A 16,993-nucleotide genomic window follows, 5' to 3' on the forward strand; every position below is an offset into this window, starting at 1 on the left:
GATGACGATGTTCGACACCGTTCTTGTCGCCAACCGCGGCGAGATCGCCGTCCGGGTGATCCGGACCCTGCGCGAGCTGGGTGTGCGCTCCGTCGCCGTCTTCAGCGACGCGGACGCCGACGCCCGGCACGTACGGGAGGCGGACACAGCGGTACGGATCGGTCCCGCGCCCGCCGCGCAGAGCTACCTCAGCGTGGACGCCCTGCTGGACGCGGCCCGCCGCACCGGCGCGCAGGCCGTGCACCCGGGGTACGGATTCCTCGCCGAGAACGCGGACTTCGCGCGGGCGTGCACGGACGCGGGGCTGGTCTTCATCGGGCCGCCCGCCTCCGCGATCTCCCTCATGGGCGACAAGATCCGGGCCAAGGAGACCGTCGCGGCGGCCGGGGTGCCGGTGGTGCCCGGGTCCTCCGGCAGCGGTCTCACCGATGCCCAACTGGCCGCCGCCGCACGCGAGATCGCCATGCCGGTGCTGCTGAAGCCCTCGGCGGGCGGCGGCGGCAAGGGCATGCGGCTGGTCCGGGACGAGGCGCTGCTGGCCGAGGAGATCGCGGCGGCCCGGCGCGAGGCGCGCGCCTCGTTCGGCGACGACACCCTGCTGGTGGAGCGCTGGATCGACCGGCCGCGCCACATCGAGATCCAGGTGCTGGCCGACGCGCACGGCCAGGTGGTGCACCTGGGCGAGCGCGAGTGTTCGCTCCAGCGCCGCCACCAGAAGATCATCGAGGAGGCGCCGTCCGTCCTGCTGACCGAGGAGACCCGGGCGGCGATGGGCGAGGCGGCCGTCCAGGCGGCGCGCTCCTGCGGCTATGTCGGCGCGGGCACGGTGGAGTTCATCGTCCCGGGCGACGACCCCGCCGCGTACTGCTTCATGGAGATGAACACCCGCCTCCAGGTCGAGCACCCGGTCACCGAGCTGATCACCGGTCTCGACCTGGTCGAGTGGCAGCTGAGGGTCGCGGCGGGCGAACACCTCCCGTACGCCCAGAGCGACATCACCCTCACCGGGCACGCGATCGAGGCCCGGATCTGCGCGGAGGACCCCGCGCGCGGCTTCCTCCCCTCCGGCGGCACGGTGCTCGCGCTGCGCGAGCCGCAGGGCCACGGGGTGCGGACGGACTCCGGGCTCAGCGAGGGCGTGCCGGTCGGCAGCCTGTACGACCCGATGCTGTCGAAGGTCATCGCGTACGGCCCCGACCGCGCCACCGCCGTACGCAAGCTGCGCGCCGCCCTCGCGGACACGGTGATCCTGGGCGTCCCGACCAACGCGGGTTTCCTGCGCCGCCTGCTGGCCCACCCGGCGGTGGTGGCGGGCGATCTGGACACCGGTCTGGTGGAACGCGAGGCGGACGGGCTGGTCCCGGACGGGGTGCCGGACGAGGTGTACGCGGCGGCGGCCGCGCTGCGGCTCGACGCGCTGGCCCCCCGGCCTGACGCGGACGGCTGGACGGACCCCTTCTCCGTGCCGAACGGCTGGCGCACGGGCGGCGGGGCGGCCCCCCTGACGTTCCCGCTCCGGGTCGCGGGCAGCGAGCCGGCCGACCGCGCCGCCCCCCACGCGTCGGCCGTCACCCCGCACGGGGTCACGGTCGAACTGGACGGCGTCACGCACCACTTCCACCGCGGCGGCCACTGGCTGGGCCGCGACGGCGACACCTGGCACGTGCAGGACCACGACCCGGTGGAGGCGTCCCTGAGCGGCGCCGCCCGCGCAGGGGCCGACACGCTGGCCGCGCCGATGCCGGGCACGGTCACGGTGGTCAAGGTGGCGGTCGGGGACGAGGTCGCGGCCGGGCAGAGCCTGCTGGTCGTCGAGGCGATGAAGATGGAACACGTCATCTCAGCCCCGCACGCCGGCACCGTCACCGAACTGGACGTCATCGCCGGAGCCACGGTCGCCATGGACCAGATCCTGGCCGTGGTGGCACCCGTCGCCGTACCCGTGACCGGGGAGGAATCATGACCGCGCAACCGCTCGGGCTGCCCATGGAGGTGCCCGCCCCGGACCTGCCGGCCCGGGTCCGCATCCATGAGGTGGGGGCCCGCGACGGCCTCCAGAACGAGAAGGCGGTCGTCCCCACGGAGGTGAAGGCGGAGTTCATCCGCCGGCTCGCCGTGGCCGGGCTCGCGACGATCGAGGCGACGAGCTTCGTGCACCCCCGCTGGGTGCCGCAGCTGGCCGACGCCGAGCAGCTCTACCCCCTGCTCGGGGAGATCGCGGACATCGGGGATGTGGCACTGCCCGTCCTCGTACCGAACGAGCGCGGACTGGACCGGGCGCTGTCGCTCGGGGCCCGCCGGATCGCCGTGTTCGGCTCGGCGACCGAGACCTTCGCCGCCCGCAATCTGAACCGGACCGTCGACGAGTCGCTCGCCATGTTCGAGCCGGTGGTGGCCCGTGCCAAGGCGGACAAGGTGCATGTGCGCGGCTATCTGTCGATGTGCTTCGGCGACCCCTGGGAGGGGCCCGTGCCCGTCCACCAGGTCGTCCGGGTCGCCAAGGCACTGATGAACCTGGGCTGCGACGAGCTGTCGCTCGGCGACACGATCGGCGTCGCCACCCCCGGCCACGTCCGGACCCTGCTGACCGAGCTGAACGAGAAGGGCGTGCGCACCGACACCATCGGGGTGCACTTCCACGACACGTACGGCCAGGCGCTGTCCAACACCCTCGCCGCGCTCCAGCACGGGGTGAGCACCGTGGACGCCTCCGCCGGCGGCCTCGGCGGCTGCCCGTACGCGAAGAGCGCGACGGGAAACCTCGCCACCGAAGACCTCGTGTGGATGCTCCACGGCCTCGGCATCGAAACCGGGGTCGACCTCGACGAGCTCGTCGCCACGAGCGTGTGGCTCGCCGAACAGCTGGGCCGCCCCAGCCCCTCCCGTACCGTCCGCGCGCTCTCCCACAAGGAGTGAAGACCACCATGGCCCTGGATCACCGACTGACCCCCGAACACGAGGAACTGCGCCGCACCGTCGAGCAGTTCGCACAGGATGTGGTCGCCCCGAAGATCGGCGACCTCTACGAGCGCCACGAGTTCCCGTACGAGATCGTCCGCGAGATGGGACGGATGGGCCTGTTCGGGCTGCCGTTCCCTGAGGAGTACGGCGGCATGGGCGGCGACTACCTCGCCCTCGGCATCGCCCTGGAGGAACTGGCCCGGGTCGACTCCTCGGTGGCGATCACCCTGGAGGCCGGGGTCTCGCTGGGCGCGATGCCCATCTTCCGCTTCGGCACCGAGGAGCAGAAGCAGCAGTGGCTGCCGAAGCTCTGCTCGGGCGAGGCGCTGGGCGCGTTCGGCCTGACCGAGCCGGACGGCGGCTCCGACGCGGGCGGTACGCGCACGACGGCGGTCCTCGACGAGGCGACCGGCGAGTGGGTGATCAACGGTTCCAAGTGCTTCATCACCAACTCCGGTACGGACATCACGGAGCTGGTCACGGTCACCGCGGTGACCGGCCGCAAGGAGAACGGCGCCCCGCGCATCTCCTCGATCATCGTGCCCTCCGGCACCCCCGGCTTCACCGTCGCCGCCCCGTACTCCAAGGTCGGCTGGAACTCCTCGGACACCCGTGAGCTGTCCTTCTCCGACGTCCGCGTCCCGGCGGGCAACCTGCTGGGCGAGGAGGGCCGCGGCTACGCGCAGTTCCTGCGGATCCTGGACGAGGGCCGGATCGCGATCTCCGCCCTCTCCACGGGCCTGGCGCAGGGCTGTGTGGACGAGTCGGTGAAGTACGCCGCCGAGCGGCACGCGTTCGGCAGAGCGATCGGCACCAACCAGGCGATCCAGTTCAAGATCGCCGACATGGAGATGCGCGCGCACATGGCCCGCATCGGCTGGCGCGACGCGGCCTCCCGGCTGCTGGCGGGCGAGCCGTTCAAGAAGGAGGCGGCGATCGCCAAGCTGTACTCCTCCACGGTCGCGGTGGACAACGCCCGCGAGGCGACCCAGATCCACGGCGGCTACGGCTTCATGAACGAGTACCCGGTGGCCCGCATGTGGCGCGACTCGAAGATCCTGGAGATCGGCGAGGGCACGAGCGAGGTCCAGCGGATGCTGATCGCCCGCGAGCTGGGGCTGCCGGCCTGAGCCACCCGGGCCGGGGCCGCCGTCCGCGAGACCGGACCCGCTCTGCCGTTCCGCCGCCGTAACCGGGTGTACGGCAGCGGACGGCAGCCCCGGTCCGGTGCGGCGGACCGCGCCACTGCGCCGACGTACGGAAACTCGCTCGACACCGCCCGCCGCCGCCCGGCAGAGTCCCGTCATGACGCCTCGACACTGGCCCCTGTACGGCCTCCGCATCCGCACCCCCCGCCTCGAACTGCGCCTCCCCGGGACCGAGTTGCTCGACGAGCTCGCGTCGGTCGCCGCCGACGGGGTGCACGCGCCGGACGCCATGCCCTTCACCGTGCCGTGGACCGACGGTTCGCCCGAGGAGGTCGGGCGGGCCGTGTACCTGCATGTACTGGGTACGGTGGCGAACTGGTCGGCGGAGAACTGGGCGTTGAGCCTCGCCGTTCTGCACGAGGGCGAAGTCGTCGGGCGACAGGACGTGATGGGGCGGGACTTCGCCGTGACCCGGGAGGTCACGACCGGTTCCTGGCTGGGGCTCGCGCACCAGGGGCAGGGCATCGGCACCGAGATGCGGGCCGCCGCGCTCCATCTGGCCTTCGCCGGGCTCGGGGCCCGGTGCGCCACGTCGAGCGCGATGACCGACAACCCGCGTTCGCTCGGCGTCTCGCGGCGGCTCGGTTACGTACCGGACGGCCTGGAGGTCACCGCCGTACGCGGCAGGGCCGTCACCCTGCGACGGCTGCGGCTGGAGCGGGCCCGCTGGGAGGAGCACCGGAGCATCCCGGTCACCGTCGAGGGGCTCGACGCCTGCCGGGGGGACTTCGGCGCATGACGCTGCTGGTGCACACGTATCTGCCGGGCGAGGAAGGGGCCTGGGACTTCCTCGACGATCCGCCGGACGGGCGGGACATGGCCGGGTTCGAGAGCTGCCGTACGCGGCTGTGGGGCGCGGAGCCGGCCAGGGCGCTGGGGGCCCGTTTCCTGCCCCGGCTCGCGACGGACATGCTGCTCGTCGAGCCGGAGGAGGTGGCGGACTTCCTCGCCGAGTGCGAGCTGCTGCGCCCGCACACCGAGGCCCTGGCCGCGCACGGCGGATACCGCGCCGACTACGTGGCCCAGCGGCTGGCCAACATCGCCGCCGCGGGAGAGCGGGCCCGTGCGGTGGGCGGCGGGGTCATCGTCTGGTGACGCCGCGCGCGTACCCCCGTACAACCCCTGGCCGCCGATGGGCACGGTCCGCCGGAGCAGAACACGCCTCCTTCACCGACGTCGGGCTGCCGGCCGAGCAACTGGGAATCGACCTCGGCGCCGACCTGCCGGCCGCCCGGGTATCGGAGATCACCCGCAGGTACACCCGCGCGTTCTTCGAACTGCACCTGCGCCACCGGCCCCAGCCCCTCCTGGACAAGCCCTCCACGCACTACCCGCAGGTCACGTTCTGCACGCCGGAGACGAGCACCTGCGTCTGAGTTCTGTCCGGCCATTCATGTGCGGGTGAGAAGGGCGGGGGCGGGCCGGTGGTCACGCCCCGCCGCCATTCCTCCGGCCGCCCATTCCGGTCGGCCGCCCATTCCGGTCGGCCACCCATTCCGGTCGGCCACCCATTCCACAACTCACAAAGGGTAGGCTAACCTTCCTTCGGATTGCCGCACCGGCGACGCGTCACGGCCCGTACGCCCATCGCACCACGGCCGTACGCCGACCGCACCGCCGGCGCACCACAGGCGCACCGCTGCCGGGGCCGGGCCGTGCGCCCGCGGGCCCCGCCCGTTCCGGAGGAACTCCGTATGACGACTGCCCCCGCACCCGCCATCGCCCCCTTCCGGTTCTTCGGCCTGACCGTGCTCCGGTCCAGACGGCTGGGCCCCTCCATGCTCCGGGTCACCTTCGGCGGGCCGGGGCTCGACGGGTTCGCCGCCGGGGGGCGCGACCAGAGCCTGTCCCTGTTCCTGCCGCACCCGGGGCAGCCCGAGCCGGTACTGCCCACCGGCGAGGACTGGTTCGCCCGGTGGCGGGCGCTGCCGGAGGACGTACGGGCGGTGATGCGCTCGTACACGGTGCGCGCGCAGCGCCGTACGGGCGACGGCCCCACCGAGGTCGACATCGACTTCGCGCTGCACGAGGACGGCGGTCCCGCCTGCCGCTGGGCGATGGCGGCCGCTCCGGGGCAGCTGATCAAGGCGCTCGGCCCCGCCGTCGAGGACAACACGGCCGTCCGCTTCCGGCCGCCGCAGGACACCGACTGGGTGCTGATCTGGGCCGACGAGACGGCTCTGCCCGCCGCGGCCGCCGCCCTGGAGTGGCTGCCCGCCGGGATGACCGCCCGGGTCTGGCTGGACGTCCCGCGCACCGAGGACCGCCAGGCCCTCAACACCGCGGCCAGGGCCAGGATCAGCTGGCTCGTACGGAGCGAGGGCGCCCCGTCCGCCGTGGACGCCGTCCGGGCCGCCGAACTGCCCGGGGGAACGCCGTACGTCTGGATCGCGGGCGAGTCCTCCGGGGTGCGGGCGCTGCGCCGCCATCTCGTCCAGGAGCGGCGGTTCGACCGCAAGCGCGTGACCTTCGTCGGCTACTGGCGGCGCGGGCTCAGCGAGGAGCAGCTGCGCGCCGAAGCGGCCACCGAGGACGCCTGAGGCGGGCGGCTTCGCGCGTTCCGGGGAGGGCGAGGGACATCACCACCATGGATAGGTTAGGCTAACCTTAGTTACACATCGCGACCCTCACTCCTCCTTCTCCGCCCGGAGGTCCCCCTCACCGACAGGGCCCGCCCGCTTTCCGGCGGGCAGCCCGGCCGCCGGACCACTACAAACAGACCGCTCGGCCGCAGAACGCCCGACGAATTCGGCCATGTGCGGCGGACGGACCCCGCACTCCTCGGCAAGGTCCGCCGCGCCGCGCACGGAGGCGACGCCACGATCGGCTGCCGCCTCTCCGCGCCGGCCCCTCCCACCGGACCAGGGGCAGGTCGGCACGGCTACGGTCCGCCGCCACCTGCGCCGATCCGAACTAGCGGCGGACGCACCGCGCTTGTCCCTCGGCCCGCGCCGCACGCGCGGGCGTACGCCGGAGGCAGTACCGGAGCGCACGGAGGGGCACGCGTCGGCCCTGGCCGGAACCGCGTACCGGCCGACCAGGGAACCGGCCACCTCCACCGGGCCCCGGCGACCGGATTCTGACGGCCGGGTTCCGACGACCGGGTCCCGCCGGTCTCCAGTGCCGTGAGAGGAACCAGGCCCTGACAGGGCCCCCACAAACCGGTGAGCGCCCGGACCCAAGGCCCTACGGGCGCTCACCGCTCACCTTCCCGTACCCGTACGCGCACTCGTTCCCGTACGCGCACTCGTTCCCGTACTCACGCCTCCGGTTCTCGCGCCTTCCGACGCGTACGGCGCCGACGCCGGCCGGTCACGGCGCGGCCCACGGCACCTGCGGCGACCGGTAGAAACCGATGCCGAGCGCGGTCATCCGCGGCCCCTGGGCGGCGAGCCGCACCTTGTACGTCTCCCAGTCGTGCGTCGCCGCGGGCGACCATCCCAGCTCCGCGACCCCCGGCAGCCGGGGGAAGGCCATCTGCTCGATCTCCGTGCTGTCGGTCAGCGTCTCCGTCCAGAGCGGTGCCTCGACGCCGAGGACGGAGTCCTCCGGCGCACCGGCGAGACAGGCCGCCGGATTCCAGTCGTAGGACCGCCGCACCTCGACCAGCCCGGCCCAGGACAGCCCCAGCTCGGTGTCCTTCGTGTACTTCATGTCGAGGTAGGCCCGGTCCGCGGGCGACAGCACCAGCTTGGTGCCGGCCTTCGCGGCGTCCACCACCTGCTGCCGCTCGGCCGCGCCCGTCCGGTCGTAGCCCCAGTACTGCGCCACGGCCCCGTCGACCGGTTCGGCCCCGGTGAGCTGGTGCCAGCCCATCACGGTCTTGCCGTACTCGCCGACGATCGCCTGGGCCTTCTCCATGAAGGCCGTGAAGTCCTCGTCGCTGGTGGAATGCGCCTCGTCGCCGCCGATGTGGACGTACTTCCCCGGCGTGAGCGCGGCCAGCTCGCGTACGACGTCGTCCACGAAGTCGTACGTCACGGCCTTCGGGACGCACAGCGAGCTGAAGCCGACCTCGGTGCCGGTGTAGAGCGGCGGCGCGATGCCGTCGCAGTTCAGCTCGGCGTACGAGGCGAGGGCCGCGTTGGTGTGGCCGGGCAGATCGATCTCCGGGACGACCTCCAGATAGCGGGAGGCCGCGTACCGGACGATCTCCCTGTAGTCGTCCTTGGTGTAGTACCCGCCGGGTCCGCCGCCGACCTCGGTGGAACCGCCGTAGGTGGCCAGCCGGGGCCAGGAGTCGATGGCGATGCGCCAGCCCTGGTCGTCGGAGAGGTGCAGATGGAGCTTGTTCAGCTTGTAGAGGGCGAGCTGGTCGATGTACCGCTTCACCTCGGCGACCGAGAAGAAGTGCCGCGAGACATCGAGCATCGCGCCCCGGTAGGCGTAGCGCGGGAAGTCGGTGACGGTACCGCCCGCGATCCGCCAGGGCCCGTCCTGCCGGCTGTCCTCCTCCACCCGGTCCGGGAGCAGTTGCCGCAGTGTCTGGACGCCGTGGAAGAGACCCGCGGGCTCGCGGGCGGTGATGGTGACGGAGCCCTGGGCGGACCGCAGGCGATAGCCCTCCGCACCCAGGCCGGGGACGCCGTCCCCGAGATCCAGCCGGATGCCGTCCGGGCCGTCGCGGTCGGTGACCGGCAGCGCGAAACCGGTGGAGGGCCGCAGGAGGTCCGCCAGATACGCGCCGATCTCGCGGACCTCGCGGGAGCCGCCGACGGTCCGGATCGTGGTCGCGGCGGTGATGGCGTACGGGGACCCGCCCGGCACCACCTCGGCGGGGACGGGCACGAGCTGCCCGAGCGGCCGGGGTGCGTCCGCGTGCCCCGGGCCCGTACCGCCGCCGGGCGCGGCTCCGATGCCCGAGACGCCGGCCGCCACGACGAGCAGCAGCGATCCGAACAGGCGGGGAAGCGTTCTGTGCTGTGTCACAAGCCGGTCCCTTCGACGGGGTCACCTGCGCTTCTTCTGAGCAACCGAACGGTCACCATCCGTATCGCGGTGGTCGCGGACCCGTCAAGGACTAGACCAAGTTCGGCATGGGCTGCTGGCAGAATCACCGGCATGGCGGAAATCATCCAGCGCGACGGAACGTGGACCTTCGACGGCGAAACGGTGCGCATCGTGCCGGGCGGCAAGGCGCATCCGGTACGCCAGGGACTCGGCGAACTCGCCATACCCGTACAGGCGTTGGCAGGCATCTCGTTCGAGTCGGAGCGCAAGGGCGGCCGACTGCGGCTACGGCTGCGCGGCGGGGCCTGCCCGGTGCTGCTCGCCGCGGAGGGCCGGCTCAAGGACGGCGCGGACCCCTATGTACTCACGGTGGAGAAGGACCGCACGGGCGTCGCCGAGTACTTCGTCGACGAGGTGCGCAACGCCCTGCTGATCGAGCAGGTGCCCGAGGGCCCGGTGGACCGCTTCCTGCTGCCGGGCCCCTCGCTCCCGGTGTCCGGCGGCGGCGGGGACGGCACGGCCTCGTTCGACGGGGAGACCGTGCGGCTCACCTGGAACTGGAAGGCCGAGGAGTCGAAGACCGCCGGTGGCGCGGTCTCCTTCCCGGTGTCGGCGGTCCGGGGCGTGCGCTGGCTGCCGTCCCTCGGCCTGGAGAACGGCTACCTGCGCTTCGAGCTGGACCGCGGGCCGGTCACGGCGCCGCCGAAGTTCGACCCGTACTCGCTGGACCTGTGGGGCATGTCGAAGAAGGAGAACACCGCGGTCCTGGTCGCGGCGGCGGTGCTGATGCGGCTGGCGAACACACGCGAGACCCCGGGCGCGCCCGGGGAGACCGCCGCCGCACCGGCCGCTCCCCCTTCCCCTTCCGCCCCACCGGCCGCTCCCCCTTCCCCCTCCCCCGCCACCGGCGACGCCGACGATCACGACGCACTGCTGCGCAGGCTGCGCGAGCTCGGCGAGCTGCACCGGGCCGGAGTGCTCACCGATGAGGAGTTCGGCGCGGCGAAGCAGGCCGTACTGAAGCGCCTCTGACCCGATTGGCATCCCCTCCCAGCACCCTCTGCCCGATATCGGGCAGATTTCTTGCATAAGCCCTCCGCTCCGCGCAGTATCGACGAGTGCTTGAACGCCGCTCGTCGCACGACGACCTCATCGACCACCTCGTACGCTCCAGCGCGCTCCAGCGCGGTGAAGCGGCCCGGGTGATCCTTGACGTGCTCGCGTACTTCGACGAGACGACGGACGACTTCGTCCGGCGCCGCCACCGCGAACTGCAATCGGGCGGCCTGGTCAACGCGGAGATCTTCGAGCGGATCGCGGCCGAGCTGCCGCACCGCGCGGTGGCGCCGCCGGAGCTCTCGCTCCGCCAGTTGCGCCGCATCGTCTACGGCTGAGCACGGTCTGATCTTTGTACGTCGATGGAGGGGCAGAGACTCTATGTGCGGAATCGTCGGTTATATCGGGAAGCGTGATGTCGCCCCACTGCTGCTGGAGGGCCTGCAGCGGCTGGAGTACCGGGGTTACGACTCCGCGGGCATCGTCATCACGGGCAAGGCGGCGGCCGGCAAGGCCGGGACCCTGAAGACGGTCAAGGCCAAGGGCCGGGTCCGCGAGCTGGAGTCCCGGGTCCCCAAGCGGTTCGCCGGGACCACGGGGATAGCCCACACCCGCTGGGCCACCCACGGCGCCCCGAGCGACGAGAACGCCCACCCCCACCTGGACGCCGACAACAAGGTCGCCGTCGTCCACAACGGCATCATCGACAACGCCTCCGAGCTCCGTGCGAAGCTCGTCGCGGACGGGGTCGTCTTCCTCTCCGAGACCGACACCGAGGTGCTGGTCCACCTGATCGCCCGCTCGCAGGCCGTCACCCTGGAGGAGAAGGTCCGCGAGGCGCTGAAGTCCGTCGAGGGCACCTACGGCATCGCCGTCCTGCACGCCGACTTCAACGACCGGATCGTCGTCGCCCGCAACGGCTCCCCCGTCGTCCTCGGCATCGGCGAGAAGGAGATGTTCGTCGCCTCCGACGTCGCCGCGCTGGTCACCCACACCCGCCAGATCGTCACCCTGGACGACGGCGAGATGGCCACCCTCAAGGCCGACGACTTCCGTACGTACACCACGGAGGGCTCGACCACGACGTCCACGCCCACCACGGTGGAGTGGGAGGCCGAGTCGTACGACATGGGCGGCCACGACACGTACATGCACAAGGAGATCTCCGAGCAGGCCGACGCCGTGGACCGGGTGCTGAGGGGCCGGATCGACGACCGCTTCTCCACCGTGCACCTGGGCGGTCTCAACCTGGACGCCCGCGAGGCGCGGGGCGTGCGCCGGATCAAGATCCTCGGCTGCGGCACCTCGTACCACGCGGGTCTGATCGGCGCCGGCCTCATCGAGGAGCTGGCCCGCATCCCCGCGGACGCCGAGCCCGCCTCCGAGTTCCGCTACCGCAACCCGGTCGTGGACCCCGACACCCTGTACGTCGCGGTCTCCCAGTCCGGTGAGACGTACGACGTGCTCGCCGCCGTCCAGGAGCTCAAGCGCAAGGGCGCGCGCGTCCTGGGCGTCGTCAACGTCGTCGGCTCCGCGATCGCCCGCGAGGCCGACGGGGGCATGTACGTCCACGCGGGCCCCGAGGTCTGTGTCGTCTCCACGAAGTGCTTCACCAACACCGTCGTCGCGTTCGCGCTGCTCGCCCTGCACCTGGGCCGTATCCGTGACCTCTCGGTCGCCGACGGCAGGCGGATCATCGAGGGCCTGCGCAAGCTGCCCGAGCAGATCGGTGAGATCCTCGAATCCGAGGACGAGATCAAGAAGCTGGCAGAGGAGTACGCGGGCGCGCGGTCGATGATGTTCATCGGCCGTGTGCGGGGCTACCCCGTCGCGCTGGAGGCCTCCCTCAAGCTGAAGGAGATCTCGTACATCCACGCCGAGGCGTACCCCGCCTCGGAGCTGAAGCACGGCCCGCTCGCGCTCATCGAGCCGGAGCTCCCCACCGTCGCGATCGTCCCGGACGACGACCTGCTGGAGAAGAACCGAGCGGCGCTGGAGGAGATCAAGGCCCGCAGCGGACGTATCCTCGCCGTCGCCCACCGCGAGCAGGAGAAGGCCGACCACACCATCGTCGTACCGAAGAACGAGAACGAGCTGGACCCGATCCTGATGGGCATCCCGCTCCAGCTCTTCGCCTACCACACGGCGCTGGCCATGGGCCGTGACATCGACAAGCCGCGCAACCTGGCGAAGTCCGTCACGGTGGAGTAGCCGCCCCGCGCCACGGCCCCGCCTCGCAACGGCATCCATGGAGAGCCGCCCCGCACCCCTTCCCCGGGATCGCGGGGCGGCTCTCCGGCATCCGGGAGGGGCAGCAGGGGGCGGAGGGCGAGGGCGTGTGGCGGCCCGAGGGGCATGAGGGTCACGACGGGCCCCGGGGGGCACGAGAGGCCCGTGGACCCCGCGGGGCCGGGAGAAGGCGCCCACCGCCGCGCCGAGCGCTCCAGCGGCCAACCAGGCGCCTTCCAGGGCCTTGTGACGCTTCGTCTGCCGGTACGGCGCCACGCGCCACGGCGCAGCGCACCTGATGTCCGGCGCCCGAAGACCGGCCCGACACCCGCCGCCCGACGCCCGATGCCTCACGTCGGTGGGGTGCCTCCGGTGGGATCGCCGCGGCGGGGCGCGGCGGCGGGGCGCGGCGGCGGGGCGCGGCGGCGGAGTCAGGGGATGACGATGACCGGGCGCTGCGCGCGGCGTGCGAGACGGCCCGCCACCGAGCCGAAGATCCGGCCGACGATGCCGTGCGTGGAGCCGACGACGATGGCGTCGGCCGAATACTCGCGGCCGACCTCCTCCAGCTCGTGGCAGATGTCGCCGCCGCGCTCGACCAGCACCCAGGGCACGTCGGAGAGGTAGTCCGCGCAGGCCAGTTCGAGCCCGAGGACCTCGGTGCGGTGATCGGGCACATCGACGAACACGGGCGGCTCGCAGCCCGCCCAGACAGTGGTCGGCAGCCGGTTGGCGACATGGACGATGATCAGACCGGAGCCGGATCTGCAGGCCATGCCGATGGCGTAGGCGAGGGCCCGTTCACTGGATGTGGAGCCGTCGAAGCCGACCACGACGCCGTGGCGGAAGGCGGGATCGCAGGAATGGCATGTTTCTTCGACCGTCTGCGGCTCCGACAGTGGGTCGGCTACCTGCTTGCGGTCTGCGGGTTCAGGGATTTCGTGACCGGCCATCGATGTCTCGGCGAAGAGAGTCCTCGTGAGGAGGGAGCGGCTTGGGGAGGTGCATCAGCGAGCGGTGTAGCTGTGTCCGGGAATCATCTTCCCAACCCCCTACCCCCAAGGGTACGGCGCCACTCCTCCACTGCCCAGACCCCCGCAAAAGCGCGCGCGACGTTGGAGGGAGCATGCCCGAGGCGGCCCCGGATGGCAATGCCGGTTGTGTCTTACACCGAGCGGTTCGGCGGCCGGAGGAGGCCGGTCGCCCTGTTTTGGGGGCCGTACGGAAGCACTCGAAAGTGAATCGGCGCACCGGGGAGTGACCCCTTCGAACGGTCTCCGTTAGCCACATCGTCACACCGTGCCACCTCACCGCCACCTCAGGGAGCAAAGCTGTGCCGACCCCGCCGGGACCCTCGTCCGAGCAGAGCCGCGACGCGGTGTCCGATCCGGCGGGCGACGGTGTCCGCTGGGCGGTGTTCGGGGGTCTGCTCGTCCCGGCGGTTCTGGTCGTCTACGGCACATCGGTCGGTAATGCCACCGTCTCCGCGCTCGGTCTCGCCTCTGTCACGGCAGTGTGCCGGCTGTTGTTGCGCCGGTCCGAACGCGCCACACTCCGGGCGGCCGAAGGAGCACAGCGGAGCGGCCGTTAGGAGCGCACTGCAGCGGCCGCGAGGCGAGTAGTTGTGCGCCGGGCGTGACCGGAACCGCTCACACAACCACCACTTTTCAGCCAACTTCACATCTGCGCCGAATCCTTGGCGATATGGCCGACCAACCCACTTGCCGCCAGGCAGGAAGAGACCGCGCGGTACGCTTTCACCCAACGCGGACGGGCCATGATCGCGAGGCGCACTTCCCTGCGCGGCCCGCGAGTGGAACGCTTCGTGATCGAATGCTTCGCGCCAAGTTGCCTTGTCGACATAGTGCCGGTGGGGGAACGTGTTCACGTCGGGACTGCGGGACACAGTAGATTCGATCATGGGTATCGATGGCTGGGGACCCGTGCAATACCGAGGGGAAACGTGCAGGAGCGACAGGCCCGTAAGGACCAGGGAGACGCGAACACCGAGGGGGGCTTAGCGTCATGAGCCAGGACTCCGCCACCGCAACGGAGGCCGCACGAAAACTGACCGGGCGGCGACGCCGGGAAGTCGTAGCCGTGCTGCTGTTCAGTGGTGGCCCTATCTTCGAGAGCTCCATCCCGCTCTCCGTTTTCGGAATCGACCGGCAGGACGCGGGAGTTCCCCGCTATCGCCTGCTGGTCTGCGGCGGCGAGGAAGGGCCGCTGCGTACGACGGGCGGACTCGAACTCACCGCGCCGTACGGCCTGGAGGCGATCAGCAGGGCCGGCACCGTGGTGGTGCCCGCCTGGCGCTCGATCACTTCAGCGCCGCCCGCCGAGGCACTGGACGCGCTGCGCCGCGCCCATGAGGAGGGTGCCCGCATCGTCGGACTGTGCACCGGGGCCTTCGTGCTCGCGGCCGCAGGTCTGCTGGACGGCCGCCCGGCGACCACGCACTGGATGTACGCACCGACGCTGGCCAAGCGCTATCCGTCGGTGCACGTCGATCCGCGTGAGCTCTTCGTCGACGACGGCGATGTGCTCACCTCGGCCGGGACGGCTGCCGGGATCGATCTCTGTCTGCACATCGTGCGTACGGATCACGGCACGGAGGCCGCCGGGGCACTGGCCCGCCGGCTCGTCGTGCCCACACGGCGCAGTGGCGGCCAGGAGCGCTACCTCGACAGGTCTTTACCTGAAGAGATCGGCTCCGACCCGCTCGCCGAGGTCGTGGCCTGGGCCCTGGAGCATCTTCACGAGCAGTTCGACGTGGAGACGCTGGCGGCGCGTGCCTATATGAGCAGGCGGACCTTCGACCGGAGGTTCCGCTCGCTCACCGGAAGCGCACCGCTGCAGTGGCTGATCACCCAGCGGGTGCTGCAGGCGCAACGGCTGCTGGAGACCTCCGACTACTCGGTCGACGAGGTCGCGGGGCGCTGCGGTTTCCGCTCCCCGGTCGCGCTGCGCGGGCACTTCCGCCGCCAGCTCGGCTCCTCCCCCGCCGCGTACCGGGCCGCCTATCGGGCCCGTCGTCCGCAAGGGGGAATGGCGGAGTCCTCCACGGCGATCGAGACGGTCGTGCCCTCCCAGGGTTCACCGTCCGGCCGCCGGGGCATGGCCCCGTCCGGGGCAGGTTCGATGCCGCTCGCGAGCGCGGCATCGGCGGGCGCCGGGGACCACTCCGTACCGGGTCCGGACGCGTACGCTCACGGGCGCCCGGCCCTGCCGGGACAGCGGAGCGCCCCGTAGGGTGGGGCGCATGAACGACCGCATGGTGTGGATCGACTGCGAGATGACCGGGCTCTCGTTGGCGGACGACGCACTCATCGAGGTGGCCGCACTGGTCACCGACTCGGAGCTGAACGTGCTCGGTGAAGGGGTGGACATCGTGATCCGCCCGCCGGACGCGGCCCTGGAGACCATGCCCGAGGTGGTGCGGCAGATGCACACCACCTCGGGTCTCCTCGACGAGCTGGCCGGGGGTACCACCCTGGCCGACGCCGAGGAGCGGGTCCTGGCATACGTACGCGAACACGTGAAGGAGCCGGGCAAGGCCCCTCTCTGCGGAAACTCCATCGGCACCGACCGGGGCTTCCTGGCGAGGGACATGCAGACGCTGGAGGGCTACCTCCACTACCGGATCGTCGACGTGTCCTCCATCAAGGAGCTGGCCCGCCGCTGGTATCCGCGGGCGTATTTCAACAGCCCGGCCAAGAGCGGCAACCACCGGGCCCTGGCGGACATCCGCGAATCCATCGCGGAGCTGCGCTACTACCGGGAGGCGGTCTTCGTGCCGCAGCCCGGCCCGGACTCGGAACGCGCCAAGGAAATCGCGGCGCGCCACGTGCTGCCTCCGGCGTAGGACGACAGCCCAGGTCACGGGCCCTTCGGGGCCCGTGGACCGGGCAGGAACAACCGGGGCGCGAGCACCCTCCCGGACCCTGTACACTTTTTCTCGGCCGGTCAGAAAAAGACCGGACGACATGGTGGGTATAGCTCAGCTGGCAGAGCACCTGGTTGTGGTCCAGGATGTCGCGGGTTCAAGTCCCGTTACTCACCCTGATTGATCAGCCCCTGACCTGGGAAACGGGTCAGGGGCTGATCCGTTTCCAGATCAGCCCCGAACGGTGGTCCCCGCACGCGCGGGGCGTGCGCCCATCGCCTTCGGCCGGACGCGAGCTGTTCCGTGTGCCCGGGGGTGTCCCGGACGCCGGCCGGGACCGGGGTGGCCCGCTGTGCGGCTGCTGCGGCTCTGTGGCTGCTGCGGCCACGGCGAGACGGCCTTCCTTGCCTGCCCGGCCCAGGCGCTCGCTCCGCTGATCAGCCGTTGAACGGCTGCGCCCCATGCGCGGCGGCGATCTGATCGGTCCGGGCCGCCAGGTCGGAGTCGGCTTCGGTGAGCCGGCGCCCGGCAGCATGTGCCGTGATGCCGAAACGGACGTGGTCCCCACCGCGGACCGGAGCATCGTGCCACGGAGGTATCACGCTCTCCGGAGTGACCAACTCCCACCGCATGCGGGCGGACCGGGTCTCCACCACGATCGTCGCGGACAGGTTCGCGTACAGGCGCGCGGCCCAAGGGCAGC

General features: G+C 71.6%; 15 protein-coding genes and 1 tRNA gene. 14 read left to right on the forward strand and 2 right to left on the reverse strand.

Annotated elements, in window-relative coordinates; translation table 11 throughout:
- Window position 1: 1 nt before the first annotated feature.
- The 7 genes from OHA98_RS33065 to OHA98_RS33095 all read left to right on the forward strand — a co-directional run bounded on the left by OHA98_RS33065 (window position 2) and on the right by OHA98_RS33095 (window position 6,709).
- Window positions 2-1,963, forward strand: coding sequence for an acetyl/propionyl/methylcrotonyl-CoA carboxylase subunit alpha (locus tag OHA98_RS33065; RefSeq protein WP_266931233.1), 1,962 nt, complete (start codon window positions 2-4; stop codon window positions 1,961-1,963).
- On the forward strand, window positions 1,960-2,916 hold the full coding sequence (locus tag OHA98_RS33070) for a hydroxymethylglutaryl-CoA lyase (RefSeq protein WP_266931235.1): 957 nt from the start codon (window positions 1,960-1,962) through the stop codon (window positions 2,914-2,916). The genes OHA98_RS33065 and OHA98_RS33070 overlap by 4 nt, the downstream gene beginning before the upstream one ends.
- An 8-nt stretch (window positions 2,917-2,924) precedes the next feature.
- On the forward strand, window positions 2,925-4,091 hold the full coding sequence (locus tag OHA98_RS33075) for an acyl-CoA dehydrogenase family protein (protein ID WP_266931236.1): 1,167 nt from the start codon (window positions 2,925-2,927) through the stop codon (window positions 4,089-4,091).
- Window positions 4,092-4,266: 175 nt separating this feature from the next.
- Window positions 4,267-4,908 (forward strand): GNAT family N-acetyltransferase, encoded by a 642-nt coding sequence (locus OHA98_RS33080; protein WP_266931237.1) that lies wholly within the window; start codon window positions 4,267-4,269, stop codon window positions 4,906-4,908.
- Complete coding sequence (locus OHA98_RS33085; protein WP_266931238.1) at window positions 4,905-5,264, forward strand: hypothetical protein; 360 nt, start codon at window positions 4,905-4,907, stop codon at window positions 5,262-5,264. The genes OHA98_RS33080 and OHA98_RS33085 overlap by 4 nt, the downstream gene beginning before the upstream one ends.
- Window positions 5,261-5,545, forward strand: a complete 285-nt coding sequence (locus OHA98_RS33090; RefSeq protein WP_266931239.1) for a hypothetical protein — start codon at window positions 5,261-5,263, stop codon at window positions 5,543-5,545. Before OHA98_RS33085 ends, OHA98_RS33090 begins: the two co-directional genes overlap by 4 nt.
- A 318-nt stretch (window positions 5,546-5,863) precedes the next feature.
- A complete protein-coding gene (locus OHA98_RS33095) occupies window positions 5,864-6,709 on the forward strand; it encodes a siderophore-interacting protein (RefSeq protein ID WP_266931240.1) in 846 nt (281 codons plus the stop codon).
- 772 nt (window positions 6,710-7,481) lie between these two features.
- Here the strand turns inward: OHA98_RS33095 and OHA98_RS33100 are convergent.
- The gene (locus OHA98_RS33100; protein ID WP_266931241.1) at window positions 7,482-9,098 is read right to left on the reverse strand and encodes a beta-N-acetylhexosaminidase; all 1,617 of its coding nucleotides are present in this window, start codon (window positions 9,096-9,098) and stop codon (window positions 7,482-7,484) included.
- A gap of 132 nt (window positions 9,099-9,230) precedes the next feature.
- On the opposite strand from OHA98_RS33100, the gene OHA98_RS33105 reads away from it, so the two are divergent.
- The 3 genes from OHA98_RS33105 to glmS all read left to right on the forward strand — a co-directional run bounded on the left by OHA98_RS33105 (window position 9,231) and on the right by glmS (window position 12,386).
- The gene (locus OHA98_RS33105) at window positions 9,231-10,151 is read left to right on the forward strand and encodes a DUF4429 domain-containing protein (protein WP_266931242.1); all 921 of its coding nucleotides are present in this window, start codon (window positions 9,231-9,233) and stop codon (window positions 10,149-10,151) included.
- Window positions 10,152-10,237: 86 nt separating this feature from the next.
- Window positions 10,238-10,513 (forward strand): hypothetical protein, encoded by a 276-nt coding sequence (locus tag OHA98_RS33110; protein ID WP_266931243.1) that lies wholly within the window; start codon window positions 10,238-10,240, stop codon window positions 10,511-10,513.
- A gap of 43 nt (window positions 10,514-10,556) precedes the next feature.
- Entirely contained in the window at window positions 10,557-12,386 is a 1,830-nt protein-coding gene (glmS, locus tag OHA98_RS33115; protein ID WP_266931244.1) for a glutamine--fructose-6-phosphate transaminase (isomerizing), read from the forward strand.
- Between the two features lie 449 nt (window positions 12,387-12,835).
- Here glmS and OHA98_RS33120 read toward each other — a convergent pair whose 3' ends face one another.
- Window positions 12,836-13,357: a universal stress protein gene (locus tag OHA98_RS33120; protein ID WP_266931246.1), complete on the reverse strand. Its 522-nt coding sequence runs from the start codon at window positions 13,355-13,357 to the stop codon at window positions 12,836-12,838.
- A gap of 380 nt (window positions 13,358-13,737) precedes the next feature.
- Here OHA98_RS33120 and OHA98_RS33125 point away from each other — a divergent pair, with 380 nt between their 5' ends.
- From OHA98_RS33125 to OHA98_RS33140, 4 genes are all read left to right on the forward strand, one after another.
- Complete coding sequence (locus OHA98_RS33125; RefSeq protein WP_323179685.1) at window positions 13,738-13,995, forward strand: hypothetical protein; 258 nt, start codon at window positions 13,738-13,740, stop codon at window positions 13,993-13,995.
- Window positions 13,996-14,429: 434 nt separating this feature from the next.
- Entirely contained in the window at window positions 14,430-15,656 is a 1,227-nt protein-coding gene (locus OHA98_RS33130; protein WP_266931248.1) for a helix-turn-helix domain-containing protein, read from the forward strand.
- Between the two features lie 10 nt (window positions 15,657-15,666).
- On the forward strand, window positions 15,667-16,269 hold the full coding sequence (gene orn / locus OHA98_RS33135; RefSeq protein WP_266931249.1) for an oligoribonuclease: 603 nt from the start codon (window positions 15,667-15,669) through the stop codon (window positions 16,267-16,269).
- Between the two features lie 124 nt (window positions 16,270-16,393).
- Window positions 16,394-16,466 (forward strand) — tRNA-His (locus tag OHA98_RS33140).
- The last annotated feature ends 527 nt before the right edge of the window (window positions 16,467-16,993 follow it).

The organism is Streptomyces sp. NBC_00654, assembly GCF_026341775.1.
Taxonomy (GTDB): Bacteria; Actinomycetota; Actinomycetes; order Streptomycetales; family Streptomycetaceae; genus Streptomyces.